The 22,782-nt window shown below is 42.0% G+C and carries 24 protein-coding genes and 4 pseudogenes; 14 read left to right on the top strand and 14 right to left on the bottom strand.

Annotation, left to right across the window (positions count from 1 at the left end):
- Positions 1-28: 28 nt before the first annotated feature.
- Both SD31_RS17815 and SD31_RS00430 read right to left on the bottom strand, forming a co-directional pair.
- Positions 29-316, bottom strand: coding sequence for an acyltransferase family protein (locus SD31_RS17815; RefSeq protein ID WP_231560985.1), 288 nt, complete (start codon positions 314-316; stop codon positions 29-31).
- A complete protein-coding gene (locus tag SD31_RS00430; RefSeq protein ID WP_231560984.1) occupies positions 292-1,044 on the bottom strand; it encodes an acyltransferase in 753 nt (250 codons plus the stop codon). The genes SD31_RS17815 and SD31_RS00430 overlap by 25 nt, the downstream gene beginning before the upstream one ends.
- Positions 1,045-1,164: 120 nt before the next feature.
- On the opposite strand from SD31_RS00430, the gene SD31_RS00425 reads away from it, so the two are divergent.
- Entirely contained in the window at positions 1,165-1,941 is a 777-nt protein-coding gene (locus SD31_RS00425; RefSeq protein WP_039052703.1) for a hypothetical protein, read from the top strand.
- A 4-nt stretch (positions 1,942-1,945) separates the two neighbouring features.
- Positions 1,946-3,048: pseudogene (locus tag SD31_RS21070) on the top strand (toxic anion resistance protein).
- Positions 3,049-3,067: 19 nt separating this feature from the next.
- On the opposite strand, the gene SD31_RS00415 reads toward SD31_RS21070, so the two are convergent.
- From SD31_RS00415 to SD31_RS00400, 4 genes are all read right to left on the bottom strand, one after another.
- Complete coding sequence (locus tag SD31_RS00415) at positions 3,068-3,940, bottom strand: hypothetical protein (RefSeq protein WP_156138121.1); 873 nt, start codon at positions 3,938-3,940, stop codon at positions 3,068-3,070.
- Between the two features lie 119 nt (positions 3,941-4,059).
- Positions 4,060-4,542: a fumarate hydratase gene (locus SD31_RS00410; protein ID WP_156138120.1), complete on the bottom strand. Its 483-nt coding sequence runs from the start codon at positions 4,540-4,542 to the stop codon at positions 4,060-4,062.
- Positions 4,543-4,620: 78 nt separating this feature from the next.
- A complete protein-coding gene (gene fumC / locus SD31_RS00405; RefSeq protein WP_039052701.1) occupies positions 4,621-6,018 on the bottom strand; it encodes a class II fumarate hydratase in 1,398 nt (465 codons plus the stop codon).
- Positions 6,019-6,116: 98 nt separating this feature from the next.
- A complete protein-coding gene (locus tag SD31_RS00400; RefSeq protein ID WP_039052700.1) occupies positions 6,117-6,686 on the bottom strand; it encodes a hypothetical protein in 570 nt (189 codons plus the stop codon).
- Between the two features lie 139 nt (positions 6,687-6,825).
- On the opposite strand from SD31_RS00400, the gene SD31_RS17810 reads away from it, so the two are divergent.
- Both SD31_RS17810 and SD31_RS00395 read left to right on the top strand, forming a co-directional pair.
- Positions 6,826-7,119, top strand: a complete 294-nt coding sequence (locus tag SD31_RS17810) for a hypothetical protein (RefSeq protein WP_231560983.1) — start codon at positions 6,826-6,828, stop codon at positions 7,117-7,119.
- A gap of 8 nt (positions 7,120-7,127) precedes the next feature.
- Positions 7,128-8,435 (top strand): S41 family peptidase, encoded by a 1,308-nt coding sequence (locus tag SD31_RS00395; RefSeq protein WP_231560982.1) that lies wholly within the window; start codon positions 7,128-7,130, stop codon positions 8,433-8,435.
- On the opposite strand, the gene SD31_RS00390 is transcribed toward SD31_RS00395, so the two are convergent.
- The 5 genes and pseudogenes from SD31_RS00390 to SD31_RS00370 all read right to left on the bottom strand — a co-directional run bounded on the left by SD31_RS00390 (position 8,432) and on the right by SD31_RS00370 (position 13,659).
- On the bottom strand, positions 8,432-9,553 hold the full coding sequence (locus tag SD31_RS00390) for an endonuclease/exonuclease/phosphatase family protein (RefSeq protein ID WP_039052699.1): 1,122 nt from the start codon (positions 9,551-9,553) through the stop codon (positions 8,432-8,434). The genes SD31_RS00395 and SD31_RS00390 overlap by 4 nt on opposite strands.
- Positions 9,553-10,449, bottom strand: a complete 897-nt coding sequence (locus SD31_RS00385; RefSeq protein ID WP_039052698.1) for a rhomboid family intramembrane serine protease — start codon at positions 10,447-10,449, stop codon at positions 9,553-9,555. The genes SD31_RS00390 and SD31_RS00385 overlap by 1 nt, the downstream gene beginning before the upstream one ends.
- A 33-nt stretch (positions 10,450-10,482) precedes the next feature.
- The gene (locus tag SD31_RS00380; protein WP_039052697.1) at positions 10,483-11,190 is read right to left on the bottom strand and encodes a rhomboid family intramembrane serine protease; all 708 of its coding nucleotides are present in this window, start codon (positions 11,188-11,190) and stop codon (positions 10,483-10,485) included.
- 14 nt (positions 11,191-11,204) lie between these two features.
- Positions 11,205-13,083 (bottom strand): annotated as a pseudogene (gene mutL, locus SD31_RS00375) (DNA mismatch repair endonuclease MutL).
- Positions 13,084-13,196: 113 nt separating this feature from the next.
- Positions 13,197-13,659, bottom strand: a pseudogene (locus SD31_RS00370) (Lrp/AsnC ligand binding domain-containing protein).
- Positions 13,660-13,959: 300 nt separating this feature from the next.
- Here SD31_RS00370 and SD31_RS00360 point away from each other — a divergent pair.
- Positions 13,960-15,003: a hypothetical protein gene (locus SD31_RS00360; protein ID WP_039052695.1), complete on the top strand. Its 1,044-nt coding sequence runs from the start codon at positions 13,960-13,962 to the stop codon at positions 15,001-15,003.
- On the opposite strand, the gene ruvC is transcribed toward SD31_RS00360, so the two are convergent.
- Positions 15,000-15,563: a crossover junction endodeoxyribonuclease RuvC gene (gene ruvC, locus SD31_RS00355; RefSeq protein WP_039052694.1), complete on the bottom strand. Its 564-nt coding sequence runs from the start codon at positions 15,561-15,563 to the stop codon at positions 15,000-15,002. The genes SD31_RS00360 and ruvC overlap by 4 nt on opposite strands.
- A 33-nt stretch (positions 15,564-15,596) precedes the next feature.
- On the opposite strand from ruvC, the gene SD31_RS00350 reads away from it, so the two are divergent.
- From SD31_RS00350 to SD31_RS17805, 3 genes are read left to right on the top strand one after another with little or no spacing between them, the layout of a single operon-like run.
- On the top strand, positions 15,597-16,631 hold the full coding sequence (locus SD31_RS00350; protein WP_231560981.1) for a lysylphosphatidylglycerol synthase domain-containing protein: 1,035 nt from the start codon (positions 15,597-15,599) through the stop codon (positions 16,629-16,631).
- Positions 16,632-16,671: 40 nt separating this feature from the next.
- Positions 16,672-17,508, top strand: a complete 837-nt coding sequence (locus SD31_RS00345; RefSeq protein ID WP_231560992.1) for a glycosyltransferase family 2 protein — start codon at positions 16,672-16,674, stop codon at positions 17,506-17,508.
- A 20-nt stretch (positions 17,509-17,528) separates the two neighbouring features.
- The gene (locus tag SD31_RS17805; RefSeq protein ID WP_231560980.1) at positions 17,529-17,747 is read left to right on the top strand and encodes a hypothetical protein; all 219 of its coding nucleotides are present in this window, start codon (positions 17,529-17,531) and stop codon (positions 17,745-17,747) included.
- Here the strand turns inward: SD31_RS17805 and SD31_RS00340 are convergent.
- Entirely contained in the window at positions 17,744-18,370 is a 627-nt protein-coding gene (locus SD31_RS00340; RefSeq protein ID WP_316929696.1) for a lysophospholipid acyltransferase family protein, read from the bottom strand. The two genes, SD31_RS17805 and SD31_RS00340, sit on opposite strands and share 4 nt — an antisense overlap.
- A 275-nt stretch (positions 18,371-18,645) precedes the next feature.
- Between SD31_RS00340 and SD31_RS00335 the strand changes: the two genes are divergently transcribed.
- From SD31_RS00335 to SD31_RS15775, 6 genes and pseudogenes are all read left to right on the top strand, one after another.
- On the top strand, positions 18,646-18,918 hold the full coding sequence (locus SD31_RS00335; protein WP_039052693.1) for a DUF2089 family protein: 273 nt from the start codon (positions 18,646-18,648) through the stop codon (positions 18,916-18,918).
- A gap of 59 nt (positions 18,919-18,977) precedes the next feature.
- Positions 18,978-19,379: a hypothetical protein gene (locus tag SD31_RS00330; protein ID WP_197053456.1), complete on the top strand. Its 402-nt coding sequence runs from the start codon at positions 18,978-18,980 to the stop codon at positions 19,377-19,379.
- Positions 19,380-19,383: 4 nt separating this feature from the next.
- Entirely contained in the window at positions 19,384-19,956 is a 573-nt protein-coding gene (locus SD31_RS00325) for a hypothetical protein (protein WP_039052692.1), read from the top strand.
- On the top strand, positions 19,953-20,405 hold the full coding sequence (locus tag SD31_RS15785) for a hypothetical protein (protein WP_082021741.1): 453 nt from the start codon (positions 19,953-19,955) through the stop codon (positions 20,403-20,405). Before SD31_RS00325 ends, SD31_RS15785 begins: the two co-directional genes overlap by 4 nt.
- 23 nt (positions 20,406-20,428) lie before the next feature.
- Positions 20,429-20,923, top strand: a pseudogene (locus SD31_RS15780) (alpha/beta hydrolase family protein); the annotation flags it as partial.
- A gap of 1 nt (position 20,924) precedes the next feature.
- Complete coding sequence (locus SD31_RS15775; protein WP_039052691.1) at positions 20,925-21,323, top strand: hypothetical protein; 399 nt, start codon at positions 20,925-20,927, stop codon at positions 21,321-21,323.
- 29 nt (positions 21,324-21,352) lie between these two features.
- Here the strand turns inward: SD31_RS15775 and SD31_RS00310 are convergent, their stop codons facing one another.
- Complete coding sequence (locus tag SD31_RS00310) at positions 21,353-22,597, bottom strand: RagB/SusD family nutrient uptake outer membrane protein (RefSeq protein WP_052258486.1); 1,245 nt, start codon at positions 22,595-22,597, stop codon at positions 21,353-21,355.
- Positions 22,598-22,782 lie beyond the last annotated feature (185 nt).

Here is a 22,782-nt window from a genome sequence, read left to right as displayed (position 1 = left end):
TATCCCGCCTGGGGTAGCTTTTGTTTTTTTATCCGCTTACATATTTACCGTAAGGCAGTTTACGCAACAAGATGATAATCCCTATAGAGCTTAGCAGCGTAAGCAATGTCGCTAGAGGAATCACCCATAGTGTATTCATATGTTTTGATAGCATGGGATGTATGTAGTTCAATGGAAGAATATGTACTAGATAGATGCCGAAGCTGTATTTGTCTGTGAGCTGTACCCAGAGCGGTAAAGGTCTATCTTGGGATACGGTTTTTTGCAACAGCATGAAAAGGCATATTGCAGCTAAGGCTGTATTTGGAAGATGCACATAATTATACCAGTGTGGGTTAAACGTGGCGCTCTTGCGAGCTCCACATATAGGTCATCACTGCCGTAAAAATTAAGATAGCTACATATCCTAACAGATACCACCAGAATTTTACTTTGAAATCTTTTATGCTGAGGTAATAGCCTAGGATGAGATAGCAATATAGCCCGAAAAGAAAGATATGTCAATCTTAAGGTATAGGGATAATAAAATTTGTTGGTGATGAACATGGCTACGGCCCACAATACAAGGAAAAGCTCTATCTCACGCAGGGACGCTTGGCGAACGATCTTCTTAACAAAGGGAATTGCCAGATACATTCCTATGATCATATACATAAACCAGAGATGTGCATTTGCTCCATGTAGTATTTTATCCTGAATGATGGCAATGATTTTTTGGCTCGATAGTGTTGAGAAATGCGTGTATCGATAGAAATAATAAATCATATAGATGACGGTCCAGAAGACGAAAGGCCAGCACAATTTGGGAAGCCTTTTCTTATAGAAAGAGAAGGTTTCTTCTTCTTTGGACAGGAGGAGTGCTCCGGAAATCATAACAAAGAGCGGAACGGAACACCGTGTGGCCGCATTAATCCAGTTAGCAAAATTCCAGTCAAACCCTTCCGCATGAAAGCGGTTGAGGAATCCCGTGCTGGCATGAATCAGTATGACAAATACGGTGGCTACGGCTCGCGTATAACTTATAGCGTTGTTTTGGGGTGTCATTATGTAAATTTATCGATTCTTGAATTATAAAAGTGAATATTTCTGTTAAAACCCTAGTAAACAGGTGGATTAATCGTTGTAAATGATTATCTTTAGAACTGTCAATAAAATATAACGTACATGGGATTTGCGACAAATAAGAGTAAACGCTGGGAGCTTAGTAAGCTGAAATGGACTTTTTTATCCGTTTTGCTTTTTGTGCCTCCAATACATCCTTTCGTCATGATGTCGCAAGCTTCCAAGAGCAAGGTTCGCTCTTGGTATTTCTTGGCTTGGCTGCTGTTATTTGTTCAGTGTGGAATCATTTATGGATTTTTCTATTTTGCGGGAGCCATGTCCTCGGGTTTACTGGCTATGGTCTGTGCCTATATTGCTTCTTATATTGTTGGTAATGGCTTACTGCTGAGGCAGTCTAAGCCCTATCTGCAGCGGCTGGAGATGGCGGAAATACGCCCCCTAACATGGATCAATAGCATAGCGGAACAACGTCGTCTAGCACTGTCCACCGTAGAAATAGAGACACCGCAAACCTTCGTCACGAAGTTGGTGTTTTACAAGAAAGTCATACACAATACCACCTTGAAGATGCATATAGACAAGATCTTGCGTCTATTTCAGCTTATCGAGCAAAGGGACATGCAGGAAGCCGAAAAGTTCTTGGTGCGTCATGGTACGGTAGTAAACATCTTGCGGGAATATCACGATTTGGAAAACACGAGTCTTAATAATGCAATTACCATAGAGTCGAAGAACAAGTTGGAATCTGTCTTGGTGCAGGCTTCCGCAGCAATAGAACAAGATATTACGACCTTAATTCAGTATAGACTTTTGGATGTTTCGGCTGAGACCGATGTCTATTTGCAAACATTGAAAAATAAAAAACTACTTAACCATTAATGATATGAGCATCATGGATTTGACTACTTACGACGACCCAAATGAAGAGAAAGGACAGGATGTGCAGGTAAACTTCACCGATGAAGAGAAGGCCTTAATCCAACAATATAAAGAAAAGATAAACTTACAATCTACTACAGACATCATACAATACGGAACGGCGAGTCAGGTGAAGGTAAGCAACTTTGCTAACGAGATATTAAAGCAGGTGCGTACCAAAGATATGGGAGGTGCGGAAGATATCCTGCTGAATCTGCGTTCCAACATAAAATCTTTTGATGAGAAGCTCAACAAGAAGCCTCTTATTCCTTTCTTCGACTCCATGAAGAAGAAAATACAGCGACTACGGACAGAATATGCTTCCGTGGAAAAAAATATCCATCAAATTGAACTTAAGCTGGAAGGACATTATAAGAACCTGCTTAAGGATGTTAACATCTTTGACAAGCTTTTTGAAGAAAACCAAAATTATTTCAAGGATCTTTCTTTGCATATAGCTGCTGGAGAAGAGAAACTAGCGGAAGCGCACAATGTCATTTTACCTCAATTGAAGAAAGAGGCCGAAGAGTCAGGAGACCAGCACAAGATTCAACCTATAAGGACATGGAGCAGCAGGTTGTACGTTTCGAACGTAAGATACATGATCTTAAGCTTACGCGCATGGTGGTGCTGCAGACAGCTCCGCAGATACGCATGATACAGAGCAACAGCTCCTCGTTGATGGAAAAGATTCAGTCCAGCATAGTAAATACCCTTCCGCTATGGAAAAACCAAATGGTGTTGACCCTAGGGATAGCACATGCGCAGCGTGCTCTTGAAGCACAGAAGGCCGTAACCGATGCGACCAATGAGCTGTTGCGCAAAAATTCTGAGATGCTGAAAGATTCTACGGTCAATGTAGCACGCGAGACGGAACGTGGTATCGTGGATATTGAAACCATTAAAAAGGCCAATAACGACATCATAGAGACTATAGAACAGGTGTTGCAGATTCAGCGCGAAGGACGCGAGAAACGAAAGGTCGTAGAGCAAGAACTCCTTCAGTCGGAGAATGAGCTTAAACAACATCTACTTAAATCCTCTGATGAGACAAGACTTATAAAATAAAAGCCGCTTTAAGCGGCTTTTATTCTATCAATGAAATGTTATATGTTTCTATCCTCTTATGCTTACCTAACTCACTGTTCACATACACTACCTTATTCAGCGAAATATAAAGCGGAACACCGTAAGAAGTATTGTACTGATAATTGTTAATCAAATATAGGTCCATATCTAATTTCTTGATCTCTTCTTCCGTCTCGGCAGTTACCTGATCGGAAGATAAACTTTGAAGTAGGTCGAGCATCTGTTTTCTGAAATCTCCGTTTATTTTTTTCTCCTCAATAAAAGATATAAAGCTGTTTTCACTATCGTATTCGTCGCAGTATATAATTCCGGAGAAGCTCATCGGAATATCGAAAATAGGAATGTTTATGTCTTCATCGAAGGCTGTGGTATCGGAAATCATAAAAGAGCTTCCGAGAGCATAATGTAAGGCCAAGATGTCCTGTGTGTAGGAAGAAATAAGGGATTCCGCTTCGATGGAGTTTATTACTTCTTCCATTTTATCGATATAATCTTTTTGTAGGTCGCTTTGATTGATAAGTTCCAGTACAGTGCTTTTTTGCTGCTCGAATTTATGGGTAAGCTGCTCAGTATTAAGTACCGCCTTGAAGCAACCATATTCGTCGGTTTCGTAATCTACCTGGAGGTCTGTCAGCGCTGTCAGGCTTTTCTGTAATTTAATGGGTAGGTTCATCAACTCAGGCGTCAGTGACTCTAACTTTCGTGAGTATGAAAAGATATAGCTGCTATCCGTGGAGTCTCGCACAGTGATGGTGAAGTCAAATGTTACTTCACTTTTAGAAGGCTCCTTTGTGGTAGAAGAGTCCGTAACAGTTTTTACGACGGTGTATTTCAGCGTGTCACCTTTGGAAAGGTAAGTGATAAGGTTCACCCTAGTTGTAGAATCGACACCTAATTGTCCATAGCAGAAGTTGAACAACAGTGAAAAAAGATAAGAAGGCTTTTATGCATTGATGATTGGTTAGTTTGGAATAAAGATGCTAAAAATTCTCAGCATTTGAATTTGCTTTTTACATTTCCCAGCCGCTTTTTAGGGACGCAAGTGATGTCCTGAACTTTTCTTAGAGTAATAGGTGTAGATTCGTATTTATTTTGTAGTACTACGGTATCTTTGGAGAGGCTCACTACTTTAAAGCGCGGAATATATTGGCCGTTTTTATAGCATCCTGATATTTTCTGTTTGCCGTTTTCTTTGGTGTAGATTCCTTCTACGATGATGCTGTCGCCACGTTGTACGTAGACGGCTTTGGCGTACTCTTTCCAGTTGCCGTTGTTGTAGCAGGAATCGGGAATGGTTTTCTTCTTGGCATGGACGTCCATCGTGACATAGAGGGAATCACAACGGAAGGTGAAAGTATGTAAGGTGTAGGAGAGTAGTGCCTTTTGATTCGCTACGGAATCCTGCACCCAGACACCTTGCAGTTCTTTTACCCCTTCAGACTGCATGTCGGAATTGCGTTGGCACCCTACCACAGCAAATAAAAACAATACCTATCAGAAGAGATAGGTATGTTTTATGAAAATGATATATGTTTGAAAAGTTGTGTTTCATTACTTCAAATTTCCAACCATATCTTCCGGTTTTACCCATTCGTCGAACTGCTCAGCAGTAACATATCCTAATGCTATAGCAGTTTCTCTCAATGTAGAGTTGTTTTTGTGTGCTGTCTGAGCAATTTCAGCAGCTTTGTAATAGCCGATTTTGGTATTTAGGGCTGTTACCAGCATCAATGAGTTGTCAAGCAATTCTTTGATACGAGGATAGTTCGGTTGGATGCCTGAAGCACAGTGTTCTTCAAACGACACACATGCATCACCTAGAAGACGGGCCGATTGCAAGAAATTGGCGGCCATCAATGGCTTGAATACGTTCAGCTCGTAATGACCTTGCGTACCGCCGATAGTGATAGCGACGTCGTTACCCATCACCTGAGCAGCGACCATAGTCAATGCTTCACATTGTGTAGGGTTAACTTTTCCCGGCATGATGGAAGAACCCGGCTCGTTTTCAGGAATCAAAATTTCGCCGATACCTGAGCGAGGGCCTGATGCCAACATACGGATGTCGTTAGCGATCTTGTTCAATGATACGGCAAGTTGTTTTAAGGCGCCGTGTGTCTCAACGATAGCGTCGTGAGCAGCTAAAGCCTCGAATTTATTAGGTGCTGTCACAAAAGGATATCCTGTAAATTCGGCGATGTATTTAGCTACCAACACGTCATAGCCTTTAGGAGTGTTAAGTCCTGTACCTACGGCAGTACCTCCCAGAGCCAGTTCCGAAAGATGTGACAACGTGTTCTTTACGGCTTTGATGCCGTAGTTCAGCTGTGCTACATAGCCTGAAAGCTCCTGACCCAAAGTCAAAGGAGTAGCGTCCATAAGGTGTGTACGGCCGATTTTTACAACGTGCATGAACTCCTCCGACTTGCGTTGTAGGGTGTCACGCAACTTTTCTACTCCTGGCAAGGTTTTTTCCACTACAGCTTTATAGGCAGCAATGTGCATACTTGTAGGGAAAGTGTCGTTAGAAGATTGTGATTTGTTGACGTCGTCATTAGGTTTCAAGATAGGTTCATCCACTCCGATTTTACGACCGGCCAACACTTGAGCGCGGTTAGCGATAACCTCGTTAACGTTCATGTTGGACTGTGTTCCTGAACCTGTTTGCCAGATTACCAATGGAAATTGGTCATCCAACTTACCCGCTAATATTTCGTCGCAGACAGCAGCGATGGCGTCGCGCTTTTCTACAGGCAATACGCCTAAGTCGCAGTTGGCATATGCTGCTGCTTTCTTAAGGTACGCGAAAGCTTCGATGATTTCTTTCGGCATGGATGCCGCAGGACCAATTTTAAAGTTATTACGTGAACGTTCGGTTTGTGCTCCCCAGTATTTGTCTGCAGGCACCTGAACTTCACCCATAGTATCTTTTTCTATTCTGAATGACATGTTAGTAAAGTTTTATTTCTTTTATGTGACAAAGTTACTGAATTCTATATGGAATAGGGAATTCAAGTGTATCAAAAATATGTTGTTTGTTTGTCAATTTACATTTCGAGGCGACGTTGGAGGTATTGTTCCACGTGATGAAATAGCTGTATGGGCTTCAGCGTACGCCATGGAATTTCGTTGAGATATCCGCCGAAATTGATATAATAATCTATGTTTTGGTTTTGGAACTCTTCCACGACGTGGTCACGGAAGTGAAGCGCAGCAATCCAGCCGTCTTCGATGTCGTGAAACCATTCTTCGTAATAGGAATCATCCGAACTATGGAAGTTGAGCACGTTTTCACCGATAATGATGAATTTGGTAATTCCTTCTTGGATCATCAGGTCAATCACTTCGCGTTTGAGGACCATAATGTCATTGTAGAGGGCATCGTTCCACTCGCCGATAAATTCGATGATGGCGTAATGCTTGTCGTAATCTGCGAACAGAACCTTCAGATATAGCGTCTGTGAGCCGAAGTCATCCCATTGGGGATGCAACAAGTAGTTGTATACCTGCTTATCGAATTCAAACTCGTTATATATAGTGCCATAGAAGGGCGACTTTTTGTCCTCCGCTGCAATATAGTCATGTCTCCAGTTGTAGAAAGGTTCTATCTCGTGCATGGTTGTCAATTAATTTTCAAATATGACCAATTATTTATTGATAATAAAGAATTTGGAATACAATTTGTTTCGACAAATATTGAAATATCTGTAAAAGAATTTGAATTAACTCTTATTTTTGCTTTCGCAATTACTTTCCATGCAGAAGGGTACTGGTAGAAATATTTTTGTGGCAGCAACCTATGCCGCTACATTGATGCTTGGACTTATTCTTGGCCAGAATTATGTGGACCAACAGAATAACAACCCAGGGGTTTCTTTAGTGCCTATAGGACTGTCTGATAACTCGTACAAAATTCAGCAGGTCTTGGACTTACTGTCCAACTCGTATGTGGACAGCCTAGACTTGGACTCTCTTCAAAATGGAGCGATAAACCATATTATTTCCCATTTGGATCCTTATTCGAGCTATCTGCTGCCGAATGAGAACTAAAAATCAAAATGAGGTGCTGGAAGGTACTTTCGAAGGTATTGGTCTTGATTTTTTCAATCTTCAACGATACGTTGATGGTCGTGGGCCTTGTCCGCAACGGCCCAGCGGAAAAGGCTGGATTGCGTGTAGGTGATCGCATCACCAAGATTGACACCACACAGATTGCCGGAAGAAATATAGGACAGAAGGTCGTGGATCGTCTGATGCGTGGTACTAAAGGTTCTGTCGTTAACCTTTATGTGTATAGAGATAGCCTGCACATGAACCAGCTTTTCAAAGTACGTAGGGATCAGATCAACGTAAGTTCTATCGATGTGTCCTACTTGCTGGAACCTCGTACAGGGTATGTTAAGCTACGTCGTTTCGGACTCAAGACGGCGGAAGAGTTTAGGACAGCTTTGTTGGAACTTAAAAAGCAGGGTGCTAATCAGCTGATCTTGGATCTTCGGGACAATGGGGGAGGCTATTTCCATATCGCTATCAAGGTTGCCAGCGAGTTTTTTGCCGATAAAAGATTGCTGGTATATACCAAGGGGGCGCATGAGCCACGTAGGGAATACTTTTCCGATGGCAAGGGTGTCTTTGCTGATGGCAAGCTTGTGGTGCTAATCAACGAGTCGTCGGCATCGGCTTCCGAGATTGTTGCCGGCGCTCTGCAAGATTGGGATAGAGCTACCATCGTGGGGCGCAGGTCCTACGGTAAAGGTATAGTGCAGGAACAGTTCGACTTTTTAGACGGTTCTCGTATCAACTTGAGTATCGCCCGCTACTATACGCCATTAGGCCGTTCTATACAGCGAAAATATACAGCCAACTGGTCTAACATGATGAACTATGTTACCATGTACAGAGGGTTGTGGACTTTGGATACCACCTATACGGGGGCTGAGATTTTCAAGACTTTGGCCGGCAAGCAGCTGTTGAGTGGTGGTGGCATCAATCCCGATGTACGTGTAGAGGTAGACTCTAATGCGGTGAGCTTGCTGTATCAGGATATTTTGAAATCCAGCTTGGTAGAGCAGTTTGTTTACGAGCGTTTCACCAAAAGGTCGCCGGCCTATTCTATAGAGAATTTTCTTCAGGGATATAGGTTACCGCAGCAGGAGTACGACAAGTTTATCGCTTATCTCAACGAGCGAGGGCTGATGGTCTCCGAGCGTAAGAAAAAGGACTTATTGAAGCTGATACAATCTGATATTGAAGCTATTGTAGCCCGCTATTACTTTGGTAGGGAGGCCTATTTCAAGGTGAAAAACCGATATGACGACTTTATCGATAAGTCTTTAGAGATACTTCAGGTGAAAAGACCTTCTTAATGCAAGGATAGGTCCGCCCAGATAGGGTAGTGGTCAGACAGTTTCTCCTTGATGATTCCGTAATCGTTTACTTTCAGTTTCTTGTCGGCAAGGATATAGTCGATTTGAAAGATGGGAAGGACTCCAAAATGTGTCACTCCCCAGCCGAAACCTTTTTCCGCAAAGGCGTTTAACATGTTTTTACTCACCAGATTGACACTATATGACATAGGGGTATCGTTGAAATCTCCCATGATGATGTAGCGGTGAGGGCAATTATTTTGGATATGATTTAGGAGTGTCTTGGCCTGTTCGCTGCGGCTGGTAAAGGCCCTTTTGAGCTTACGGCCGAGACGGATGGTCTGTTTCTCGTCTTTCATCTGCTCAGAAGGAGACTTTTGGATGAAGTCTTTATCTTCATCCTGTAGTGCAAAAGACCGCATGTGTACGTTATAGACTCTTATGGTGTCTCCGGCTCTTTTTATATCGGCAAAGATGATGCGGTTTAAGCCGAAGCTGTTTTGCGTGATCGTTCCCTTGTTGATAATGGGATATCGGGAGAATATAGCTTGACCATATCCTTCATAGTCATTTTGTTGGAAGGGTTCAAAGTAATAATCTTCGAAATCACCTTTCTCTTTAAGTTTTTTTGTGAACTGTTTGGTGCCTCGCAGACGGCTATAAAACTCCTGAAAACATACAATATCTGGGTTCAAGGTATTGATGAATTCTATGGTTTCGGCACGGAAATTATCCTTGCTGTCATCATATCGTTGGAAAAGGTGTACATTGTAGCTCATCACCCTTAAAACAGAATCGGCTTTCACCAAGATTTTTTCATTGTCATTTCTGAAATTTATATGTTTGATGAGAAGCGGCCAGCCTAATAGGATGGCGGTGATACTCACAAGAGCAAAGCGTTTGCGGCGGAGCAGCCAGTAGACGATAAATCCACCGTTGATGAGCAGGATAGGTAGATATCCCAAACCGAAAAAGGCCAAAGGCCAGAAACTTTTAGGGTCGATGAAGGAGGCACCATAACTCAACAGCAGTGCCAGCACAGCAAAAATATTTGCGGTGAACACGGTTTTGCTGAAGTAGCCGAGCTTTTTCTTACGTAAATACGAGCTGTCTGCCATTAATTTTGCTTTTTACTTGCCCTAAAGAGTATAGCCTTTTCTTGCGAAGTTAGGCTTTCATAGCCATACAGCGAAATTTTGTCCAATATTTGATCGATTTGTTCCTGATCAGGAAATTCGTCTTTTTCCTTTTTATTGTTGGTATAAACGGGTGTCCGATATTTTATATAAATGAAATCTTCGTCCTGTACAGCGGTATTTTTATGCATTTGTTTTCGGCGGGCAAAAAGTTTGCTCCAGTCACGGCCATTTTCCAGCTGATAGGTAAATAGAATTCCCAAGAGGATGACGACTATATGTGTTGCCAAGGCGGTAAGGTCCATAAAAAAGTAATAGGTAGCTTCTAATGCCAGATACGCTATGGCCACAATCTTAAATCGAACATTGCCTATTAGAAATAACCGTATCGTGGTGTTGGGAATCAATATAGCCAAGGTGCTTATCAATGCCGCAATCCCGAAGGCAGAGCTGCTCCACATGGTGTTTTGCTGGGTCAAATTGGTGCTTCCGATAGCCACATACAGAATAGCTCCCAATAGCCATCCTCCGAAAAATACCGTGTTGAATTGCCTTTTGTTAAGAAGGTTTAAGAATAGGTTGCCCACCCAGTAGAGCCATAGGCAGTCGAAAAGTAGAGCCCAAAGACTTTCATATACCAATATATGAGTTATTAAAGACCAAGGCTGGGAAATGAAATCACCGAAATCGTTAGGCAGGCTTAATTTTTCTATTATAAAACTATAGATATTAAGCGATGTAATATCGGAAAATGTCAACAGGTCGAAGATGCAGAGCAATACAAATCCTACCGCTTGGATGGTAATAAAATAGGGAATTACAGAATGGTTGAGAACAAAGGTGTCTCTCACGAAAGATTTAAAAACATTTTCCTTCATAATTCCCTCCTTATTTTGATTAATTATTAGTAATTAACCTTTTCTAAAGCCCCATATTTTTATCATCAGATAGCCGAAGAGGGCGCCGCCCACATGAGCCAAGTGCGCTATCGATGAACCGGAATAATTGAATCCTAAGTAGATTTCTATAAGGATATATGCGGTGACAAAATATTTTGCTTTGATAGGGATAGGGACGAACATCAGAAAAAGCGGCATGTTTGGATAAAAATAGGCGAAGGCCAATAGCAATCCGAAAATTGCACCGGAGGCTCCAACGATGCTGGTGGCGTAGATAGAAGCTACAGTATCGAAATCCGACTGGCTAAGTGACAGATTAGTGCTTATAGTTCCAGCAAAATAGTCAAATGTGAGAAACTGCGAGGCCCGCAATGTTCCGGTGATGCTGTAGATCTCGTAGGCTTGCACACCATATTGGAGTACCAAAGCTCCCAATGCCGTGATGACGTAGTATTGCAGGAAACGCTTGGATCCGAACATACTTTCGATAATAGGACCGAACATCACCAGAGCAAACATGTTGAAAAAAAGATGAGAAAAGTTGGCATGCATAAACATGTACGTAAAGGGTTGCCATACTTCAAAAAATGGAGAATCCGGATAGAAAACCCCTAATAAGCGTGATGCCTGTGGCGAGATAATGCTCCCCACAAAACAAATGATATTTAGAATAAGAAGGTTTTTTGCTACAGGGGTTAAATTTCCTAATATGTTGTTCATCGGTTTTTCAAAATCTAAATTTTATCAAATTTTTCCATCAAATCTGAGAGTGTCAGTGTGATTACCGTCGGCTTTCCGTGAATTGACACGTTAGGGCTTTCACAGGCGAACAGTCTGTCAATAAGTTCGGCGATAGCATCATTATCCAGGGGGGTGCCTGCCTTGATGGCAGCACTTTTTGCTAAGGACCTTGCTATGTTGTCCCTTTTGTCCACTTTCAGCTCTGCTCGGTTCTGTTTATAATCTTCCAGTAGCTGCTCGATAATCTGCTTTTCGTTAATGTTATTCCCCAAATCTGCTGGAATACCATCTACAATATAAGTAGTTTTTCCGAAAGGTCGGAGCTGAAATCCTAACGATTGTAATTCGGGAAGGATTTCGTTCATCAGCTCGAAGTCTGCCACCGAAAGGTCTATTGTCGTAGGAAAGAGGCTCTGTTGGCTGCTTCCCTGATTGTTGACCAGCTGTTCTTTATACTGCTCGAAGAGAATTCTTTCGTGTGCTGCCTGCTGATCAATAATCATCATTCCAGAATGTATCTGCGTGATGATATAACGGTTATGGATCTGGAAGAAATTCTTTTTTATTTCTACCGAAGGTTCTGCTGATGTCTCATCCTCAGTAGAGAGATCATCGCCAAGCAGGGGCAGCTGTATCTGGTCTGCTTGTTCAGTGATTTTGTATAGCGATTCCCAGTTTTGTGGGACAGCTTCTCTTTCAAATTTGGAACTGTAGTCGTACGAGCGAGAGGTGTATTTAGGCTTCAGTGCACCAACCTCATTTTCGAACGGATTGAAATTCGGATTGAAGTTGATGGTTGGAACTTGAATCTCTTCCAGTCGGTTTTGTTGTTATAAACTGGCTGAAACTGGTATCTTGATCGAAATCCAATGAGGGTGTAATGTTATAGCGTCCCAACGAACGTTTGACGGCAGAACGTATGATAGCATAGATAGCCTTATCGTCCTCGTATTTAATTTCTGTCTTGGTAGGATGGACATTGATATCAATCCTTGCAGGATCAATGTCGATGAATAAGATATATAGCGGATAAGTTTCCGGCGGCAATATCTCTTCGTAGGCATCCATGACCGCATGGTTAAGATACGGATTTTTGATAAACCTGTCGTTGACAAAGAAAAACTGTTCTCCTCTAGTTTTCTTGGCATACTCCGGCTTACCGATAAATCCTTTGAGTTTGATGATGCTCGTATCTTCTTCCACAGGAACCAGTTTTTGGTTGTAGTTATTTCCAAAAATGTGGACGATACGTTGTTTCAGTGTTCCCGGAGTAAGGTGAAAGAGCTCGTTGTTGTCGCTATGTAAGCTGAAAAAGATGTCGGGGTGTGCCAATGCTACCCGTTGGAACTCGTCGATGATGTGGCGTAGTTCCACGGAGTTGCTTTTCAGGAAATTGCGTCGTGCAGGGATGTTGTAAAAAAGGTTTTTTACTGCCACACTTGTTCCGGCTGGCACGGCTTCCGGAAATTGGTTGACGATTTTTGAGCCTTCGATCTGTACGACGGTGCCCAGTTCATCTTCGACACGTCGTGTTTTTAGCTCTACCTGTGCTACGGCGGCGATGGAGGCCATCGCCTCACCACGGAAACCCATCGTTCTTATGGCGAAAAGGTCCTCGGCCTTGCGGATTTTACTGGTGGCGTGACGCTCAAAGCAAAGTCTGGCGTCTGTCACACTCATTCCACAGCCGTTGTCTATTACCTGCAATAATGTTTTTCCCGCATCTTTGACGATGACTTTTATACGATCCGCACCCGCGTCAATAGCGTTTTCTATCAGTTCTTTGACAGCTGAAGCTGGCCGTTGAACCACTTCTCCCGCTGCTATCTGATTAGCAACCGCTTCAGGAAGTAATTGAATGATATCCGACATACAAACACAAAGTTACAAAAAATTAAAGGCTCTGCCTTTATTGGTGGCCATATTAAAATAATAAAAGAAGGCAACATTCCGTTGCCTTCTTTTATTATGGATGCCCTAAAAAACTATAAAGTGATTTGACGTCTGATACTTTCTTCCAAGGAGATGATAGTCTCTGTGCGCTGAATGCCTTTAAGGCTTTGTATATCTTCATTTAGCACCTTTCTAAGGTGTGCTGTGTCACGGCATATGATTTTAGCAAACATACTGTATTGTCCTGTGCAGTAATGTAGCTCTACGATTTCTTTCACGTTTTTAAGTTGCTCTACAGCATCGGCATATTGAGAACCTTTTTCTAGGTAAATACCTAAAAACGCTGTAATGTCAAATCCGATTTTCTGCGGGTTGATGATAAGGTTCGAGCCGTGGATGATGCCCATCTCTTCCATTTTTTTCATACGGACATGGATGGTTCCTCCAGAAACGATTAATTTTTTTTGCGATTTCTGTGTATGGAATTGACGCATCTTGCATCAATATAGATAGAATCTGAATATCAAGATTGTCTAAATCGTAGTTTAGAATAATTTTTTTCCATAGTAATTCAAATTTTACAGCTGGCTATTGATATGGACAACAGCTGATTAATATGTCAAATAAAACCTTAAGTTCTTTTTTGTTTAGATTTATAATTGATTTGTAGCGTCCTGTCGAATCTTTCTCTTCTATCATCATCCCCCAAACTGTAACATCTTCTGATTCTTTTACAAAATTAGTAACAAATTTTGATATTTTATTCGCCAATTTTGATTAAAAACAAACAAAAATTGTCATATTTATATATAGTGACCATATAATAGAATTCATAAGGTTAGATAAGGGGGAATTATGGAAATTGGGGATGTAGTCATTTCACGTAAAAAACCTATTTATCCGGTGAGTCCGGGCTTAGCCAAATATTTGAGGTTTTATCAGCGGGAGGCTAAGCTGCCTATCTCGTATTTCGACCTGCTGAACTTTCAGGAGACGGTTCCGGTTATCGATAAGTACGGCAATGACACGCTGTGGGAAACGCCACTGTATCCGCCTTATTTGCAGGATCAACTGTATGACGGACTCAAGGTGATTTATGCCAAGCTTAAAGCGTCGGGCAACACACGTATCGTGCAGCACAAGATTATTGACCGAATCGAGTATTGTGCTTTCGGCAATACGCGGCCTTTCCGTGTACGCATCATCAACAGACTGAACGATGTATATGACTATTTTTATATCAAGCAGGCGGATGCTTCACGTATTTATGGGCTGGAGCTGGAGGAAATTTTATCACCCAACCAGGTAAATTATCTATATGATTTCGAAACATTGGTGGAAGAACATATTGTTGGAATTCCGGGAGATCTTTTCTGCAAGTCTCAGATGAAAAATCCGGATTATAACCCTACGCGTATCGCTAAGGAGTTTGTAAAGTTCAACGAGCGATGTACCATAGCCTTGCTGGGGGATATGAGGGCTTACAATTTTGTAATGCAGATCACTCCCGATTTTGACGATTTCCAGTTTCGCATACGTGCAATAGACTTTGACCAGCAGTTTTACGAGGGCAATCCGAAAGTTTATATGCCTCAGTTTTTCAAAGAATGTTTCCCTTATGTGAAGCTATGTATGGAGCATCTCAACGAGAAGACTGTACTGCAATACCAACAGGAGGAGCGTTCGTCGATAGTGCATAGGGTACGTAGCGAAAGACATCGTATCAAAGATTTGCGGGATGCCTCACGAGAGCAGCAGCTCTCTACTCCGGAGAATATCCGCATGTTGAGGGAGGGTTATGCTAAGTTTTATAAGGACGATTCGTACTATCGCTGCAAGACCATGACGGATATTGTGGAGCTTAATGTCAAAAATGTGATCCGTTCGGTGAAAATCTAACGGATGCGGTCCTCATTGTCTTTGACGAAGGCTTCCCATCCCGAATAGCTTTTGTTGCCTGTGGTCGAATTTTGTTGGAAGGAGTGGCATACGGCCACGGCAAGACCGTCTGTAGCATCCAGAAATTCGGGGGTTTCCTTGAAGTTGAGAAGTGTCTGCAACATGGCAGCAACCTGCTCTTTGCTGGCGTTACCGTTGCCAGTGACCGACTGCTTGATTTTGCGAGGTGAATATTCGAAAATGGGGATGTCTCTGCTTAGTGCTGCGGCCATGGCCACACCTTGTGCTCGTCCTAGTTTTAACATCACCTGCACGTTTTTACCGTAGAAAGGAGATTCTAGTGCTACACAGTCCGGTTTGTATTCGTCGATGAGGGCAAGTACCTTTTTGAAGATACGTTGCAATTTAAGTCCATGGTCGTCCAGATGTCCTAATTTTACCACGCCCAAGGTCTGCAGCTGCACCTTTTTGCCAATCTCTATTACCACACCATACCCCAACACTACCGTTCCCGGGTCAATTCCTAGTATGATGCGCTCTTTGGCTTTTTGTTTCAACATGAAGCAAAATTACATATTTAAATACGCATTTTTGTGTTGGCAATTGAATTCCATAAAATAATTGCTAAAATTGTGCGACCAGAACACGTCATGTTGAGCAGACAGAATAAGAAATATCTCAATTATGGACTTAAATTGACAATTGTCGGTTTGGCGTTCTGGTTTATTTACGAGAAGGTCAGCAATCAACAGAATTTAAGGGAGTTCAAAAAACTTATTACAGGAATAGATTCTACGGAAATTTACTGGGCTATTGGAATTGTAGTTTTCCTGATGTTTCTAAATTGGTTTTTTGAAGTGGTGAAGTGGCATTATCTGGTGCGTGAGGTAGAAGCTATCAGTTTGTGGAAGGCGGTGAAGTCTGTCTTTTGTGGACTGACGTGGGCCATTTTCACGCCGAATAGGATAGGAGAGTACGGCGGTAGGGTTTTGTTTTTGCAGCCCTCGCATAGGGCGCGGGGTGCGGTGCTCATGGGAGTAGGGTTGTTTGCACAGCTGGTGCTGACCAGCCTTTTTGGAGCAATAGCCATAGCTTGGTTTGTATCGTCCTTTCTGGACACTCCTACGGCGGTAAAATTTGGAGTATGGCTTCTGGCATTTATTTATGGTTTAGCCTTTGTGTTTCTTTATTTTAATGTGCATTGGGTGGACTATTTGGTGGGCAAGGTTCGGTGGCTGAAGAAGATACAGCCTTTTTTTGATGTGTTGAGGGCAGTGTCCTTAAGGCAGCTTGCCGTGGTGCTGTTCATTTCTTTCACACGCTTTATAATCTTTACCTCTCAGTATATTATTCTGATGGTGGTGATGTTGCCGCAGCTGCCTGTTTTCCCTATGGTGATGATGATATTTATTTTGTTTTTTGTGCAGTCAGCATTGCCAACCTTGGATATTTTTGATTTCAGTGTACGTAGCTTTGTGGCAAGTAATCTATATGCGTATATTACGACGCAGGAGCTGGCGGTCATGGCCATTGTATCCTTCATATGGTTTGTCAATCTGATCCTTCCCGCAATCATAGGGTCAGTTTTTGTTTGGAATGTAAATTATTTCGGTGATACAGATTCTTAATATTTGTCTGATTATAAGTGCTTGCGTGTATGTATTGATCGTGCTTTACTTACGTAAAGGGTGGTCCAAGTTACCTTATTTTACCTCGCAATCGCAGCCTTCAAAGAAAGTTTCTATCCTTGTTGCAGCTCGTAATGAGGAAGAAAATATCGGCAGGACGATAGAATGTATCCTGCAGCAGGATTACCCTCAAGATTTGTTGGAGCTGATTGTTGTGGATGACCATTCAACGGATCGTACTGCAGAAATTGTCCGCTCTTATGCGGGGCAGGGTGTAAAACTTTTGCAGCTAAGGGTGGGAGACAAGCTGAATTCGTATAAGAAATATGCTATTACCAAAGCAATTGATGCGGCTTCGGGAGAAATTATAGTGACTACGGACGCCGACTGTCGCATGGGACCTAAATGGGTGAAGACGGTGATGCAGTATTTTGAAGAGCATGACAGTTACCTTGTGTCTTCTCCTGTAATATATTCCGAAGAGAAATCTTTTTTCGAGGAACTACAGACCTTAGAATTTCTATATCTGATAGGGTTGGGAGCTGCGGGAATAGGCAATGGCAACCCTACTACCTGCAATGGCGCAAACCTAGCTTATCGCAGGGACGTATTTTTTGAAATGGGAGGTTTCAAGGGAATTGACAACCTAGCCTCTGGAGATGATGAGCTTTTTCTGCACAAGGTTGCGGAAAAGTATGCTCATAAAATAGGTTTTTGCAAGTCTCGTGATGCTGTGGTCTTCACAGATGCTAAGCCGGACCTAGCGTCCTTTATCAGCCAACGGAAGCGCTGGGCCTCGAAGAGCACCAAATACAAAGACAAAAAGGTGGTTGCTTTAGGGGTAGCTATATGGCTTTTTAATTTTAGCTTTGTATAGGTTCGCTGGTAACTTTTTTTGTGTTGCTATCGCAGCTTAACTGGCTTCTACTTACTTCTTTCGTTTTAAAGATTGTTGTGGAGCTTTGCTTTATGATTCCGGTATTGCGTTTTGCACAGCGTACGGAACTATTGAAATATTTGCCCTTTCTTTCGGTGATACACACTTTTTATTTGGTGTATATCGGCGTAGCTGGCAATACGGGAAAATATAACTGGAAAGGAAGAAAGGTACACTAACCTTCAACCTTTTCGCGTATAGCATCTTCCGCCAGCTGTACAACTTCTTCTACGGTTTTTCCTTCAGGGTCAATAGGGGCTAACACTTCCCATCTTAAAGGGGTGAAGGGTCTTAAGGGGAACATACCGTATTGGACCATCTCATACGAGCCGGTAATTGCTACAGGTACTACCAATGCTTTAGGGTTTTTCTTCAACAAAGTAGCTATACCTCCCACATTAAATTTCTTCATCTTGCCTGTCTTGGTTCGGGTGCCTTCCGGAAAGATGAAAGCAGACCAATTCTTTTGTTTCATGTTGTTGGCCAGTTTCAATATCTCAGCGATAGACTGTTTCGGGTCTTTACGGTCTATATTGGCTGCTCCACCATGTTTGAGGTTGAACGAAATGCTCGGAATTCCGGCGGTAGCAAGCTCTATTTTGGAGATGAATTTTCCGTGAAAGCGGCGCAAATAATAAATCATAGCCGGAATATCGTAGGTACTTTGATGGTTTGCTACAAAAATTAACGGCGTATTCAGTGGCAGACTTTTGTTGTCTACAAAAGTAACCTTGTTAAATAAAATGTAGTTGCAGGAGGTGAGAAAGTAATTCAGAATGTCAACGCTTTTTTTTGTGTGCACTATATCCCCCTAATTTAAGACATATCCATTGAATAGGATGGAATATTAAAAGAAATAAACCAAACATTATATAAAAAATAGGGGACAATATAAATCCTAAAATCTTTCTCATCGTTTGCTGCAAATTAAAATTTAGCAAATATAAACATATTACGGTGTACTGCAGAATCTGAGATATTTCTTGTGTAATATGAAGTTTTGTTTTAATAATGTTTAATGTTGTTTTAAAATTGTTAAAAATTTTATTATATTTGTTTAGGTTAATCTGAGATAATATGAAGTTACCAGTACAGTGTCCTAGCTGCGATGCAAGGCTTGTGGTGTCCAAATTGCGTTGTGAGAACTGTGAGACGGAGGTGATGGGAAAATATGATATGCCTTTATTTATGCAGCTTTCAGCGGAAGAGCAAGATTTTATTATAGAATTTTTGTTGAGTTCAGGAAGTTTAAAGGAAATGGCGAACAAAATGGGTAAGAGTTATCCTACGGTTCGCAATAAATTGGATGATTTAATAATAAAAGTAAAAGAACTGCAAGATGAGAAATAAGTTTTTTTCGGAGGAACAGAATTTTTTTTGCTCCTTGGCTGTATATCCTTTTTGCGGTGTTGGTGATATTAACCGCATATCCTTTTTTTGTTGATACGACCGAAAATGAAGCTTCGTATGTTTCTGTAGTATTGATATTGGCTGTAATAGGTCTTTTTGTATGGATGCGACTGAAAACGCAGATTGATGAGCAGGGTATTCTTATCCGCTTCATGCCTTTCATTCGTCAGAAGCTTATTGCCTGGCAGGATGTGCAGGAAGCCTACGTGAGAAAATATTCGGCATTAGAATATGGTGGCTGGGGGTATAGAGTCAGCTTCGGTGGGGTGGCCTATACAACCAAAGGTAAATATGGGCTGCAACTGGTATTGAAAAATGGCAAGAAGATTTTGGTCGGAACACAAAAGCCGGAAGAGGTGATGTTGGTTATCAACGAAATCTTAAACGATAGGAACGCATGAAAAAGTGGTTAAACCTTTCGAATATTTTTCGGAGCAGCTGCTCCTTTTTACGGGAGTTATTTTTGCGTTGCTCACGGTGCTGGTTTCTTTTCTGTCTGATATTTTGTTGTTCGGCTCCTTGAAAATTGTTCACGGTTATCCTCAGAGTATCATTGGTGCCCTGCTCAATGTAGCAATAACCTTATCGGTAAATATTGTAGTATATTTTGCTTATGCCAAGGTACGCTACAGAAAATCTAGGCTTATAGATGTTTCTAATGTGGTGTTGATGAGCCATATTCCCATGTACGTTGCACTTTATTTGGCAACGTTGCCTATTGTTAAGGAATCCCTTTCTGAGCTGGAGTCTCTTATGAAGCATAATAGCTTGGATGTGGTGGCGTTACCGACGAAAGAACTATTGGTCCTTTTAATTTTCGGAGGGCTGTCGCTATTGTTGATTGTTGGCTTTTTCTATTGGCTCATAATAGGTATGAAAATTGCGATTAACAGTAAGCAGAAATGGGATGGGCTGCTTGTGGTTATTATAGGATTAGTGGTCAATACGTTGTTGCAAATCATAAATCCATTTGTATGATAAGATATTTAACATTACTATTATTTATTGTATTGCAATCTTGTGTAGGATATTCGCAATCTATTGTAGGCAGCTGGCTTGGCAATTTGGACTTTGGTGTTCAAAAGCTGAAGTTTGTTTTGCATATACAGGAAGAAAACGGAACATATACAGCGAAGGCTGATAGCCCCGACCAGGGAGCTTATGGTATTCCCTTTGATATTGTCGTAAAAGGAGACTCCGTCGTTGTCAAGAACAGTATGGGCATAGCGTTGGGGCTTAAGGTGCAGGGTGATCATAAGTTGGTAGGAACGTTTTCGCAGAATGGCATTACGATTCCTGTGGTGCTGAGCCGCAGTGAGCAGAAGATGATGGAAGCTCCCAAAGTAAATAGATATCAGACGCCACATCCTCCATATGCTTATGACACCTTGGATGTGACGATAAATAATTCCTATTCACAAGATTAAATTGGCAGGAACAAGTTACCAAACCGAAAGGTAAAGGAAAATATCCTGCCGTAGTATTGCTTAGCGGCTCAGGAGCGCAAGATAGGGACGAGACTCTTTTTGGTCATAAGCCTTTTAAGGTACTTGCGGACTATCTTTCGCGAAACGGTATTGTCGTGTTGCGCTACGACGATAGAGGTGTAGGGAAGAGTGAAGGCTCTTTTGACCAAAGTACGATAGAAGATTTTAGCAAGGACGCTATTTCGGCATTCGACTTCCTGAAGCAGCAGGACTATGTAGACATCCATAAGGTGGGTATTATAGGTCATAGTGAAGGAGGCCTTATAGCTACCCTGTTAGCGGCGCAAGGCGTGCCTAACCTATCGTTCATTGTATCGCTTGCCGGTCCAAGTATTCCTATTGATGAGCTTTTGGTAGAACAGCTGTACAGTTTAGGCAAGGCAGAAGGGATGAGCGAAGCACAGCTAGCTCAGGCTCGAGAAATTAATAGAAAAAATTTTGCAAGTGGTAAAGAGTAACTTGAAAACAGAAGAAGCCTATCAGAAGCTCCTTGAAAATATGAATATTGCAGATAAGGTAGATGCTAATGCTGCGCTGCGAAAGGAAGTGTTGGCCATGCTTGCACCGGCGTATCGTTATTTCGTACGTATCAATCCACAGCATTTTATCAAAGACATACATATTCCTGTCTTTGGAGCATTCGGCACTTTAGACTTACAAGTTCCGTCTACGTTAAATCTAAAGGGGTATTACGACCTTCTTCCTAAAAATACGAAAACCGTATTGAAGGAATATGAAGGACTTAACCATCTGTTCCAAAGAGCCAAAACAGGAAAGGTGTCCGAGTATGCACAGCTTGAGGAGACATTTCATGAGAAGGTAATGGAGGATATAGTCAGGTGGATTAAGGAATTATAAAAAAGAGGGCGATACGCCCTCTTTTTTATTTAATATCCTGTATTTTGTTGAAGATTCGGGTTTACCACTATTTCACGATAAGGAATCGGGAAAACAAGTTTAGGGTCGTTCCAGGCTACCGCTCCTATGGAGCGTTTGGTTCTTTTGTAATCGTGTAATCTATAGCCTTCGAAAGCCAACTCTACGTCCCTTTCGTTGAGAATGTCTTCTAATGTCAGTGTCATTAGAGGTGACAGCCCTGCCCGCTCCCGAAGAGTGTTGATATCGTTTAGAGGTGAATCTCCTACATTGGTACTTAGACGGAAATTACATTCAGCGCGGGTGAGATACAGTTCGGTAAGACGTACCACAGGGATGTTGTCATAGTAATTATACCACTTTCTGGAAAAATAACCTGACTTTTGGCCAGTACCATCATAAATCATCTGAGTTTTGCGCTTGTCGTTATCATCCAGAGAGTTATAATATGCTGCCGAGACGTTGAGGTCTCCACGGCCTACGTTGCCTCCGGTGATATTTTTATAGCTCGAATAAAATGTTGCTAGTCCGTCATTGGATGAGCCGGCGTTGCTTTGTTCGGTCTGTTGGATTTCGAAGACACCTTCGGAGGAGTTTTTCACACGGAAAGGAGCTTCCAGGTTGCTTGCTAATGAAAATTCGCCACTGCTTATCACTGCATGTGCCATGTCGCGGGCCTGTTGGAATTTGCTTTGCTGCAGATAGACACGAGCCAACATACCTTGAGCAGCATAGAGGTGAGATGAATTTTGAAGTTTGGAAATTGCTGTGGTAAGATCATTTTCTACAGCCGTATAAACTTCCGCTACTGAGTTTCTAGTTACAGAATTATTTACATCCGATACCGATTTGACTGCTTGGGTGATGATAGGTACTCCCAAACCGTTGTTGGAACCCGTATTGTCGAAGGGGATGCCGTACAGACGTACCAGCTCAAAATGCATTATACCTCGGATAAATAAAGCTCTTCCTTCTATTTCATCTTTTTCATCCGGATCATTGATGATATCCAATGCAGACAGCACGGTATTCGCGATATTGATAGCTTCATAAGCATGTGTCCACGTGCGGGAAGCCTCCTCGTTGGTATTGACAATATTATGGTTGAAGATTTCTCTGTAAGAGGAGAAAGTTCCTGTCCATCCAACATAATTGGAGTTGAAATAAAGGTCTGGTACCATGACAAGGTTGGTCCCGTAGAGAGCTCCTTCAGCAATCACGGTATAGGCACCGATAAGAGCATTTCGTAGCGTCATGAGGGGGTAAGTAAAGAGCTAATTCAAGTAGAAATAGTATTGTTTTGGTTCTATGTCCAACTTTGAGCTGCAGGCTCCTGACAGCAAGGAAGCTGTCAGTGTAGTGTATATGATATGTTTTATGTATATTTTTCATGACAGTAAATTTTGAGAATCTTTTATACTCCTCCGCAGGCGCGTACATC

This window comes from Sphingobacterium sp. T2 (assembly GCF_000814685.1).
Lineage (GTDB): Bacteria > Bacteroidota > Bacteroidia > Sphingobacteriales > Sphingobacteriaceae > Sphingobacterium > Sphingobacterium thermophilum.
The sequence above is the reverse complement of the archived record's forward strand: the minus strand, read 5'-3'. Positions and strand labels throughout refer to the sequence as shown.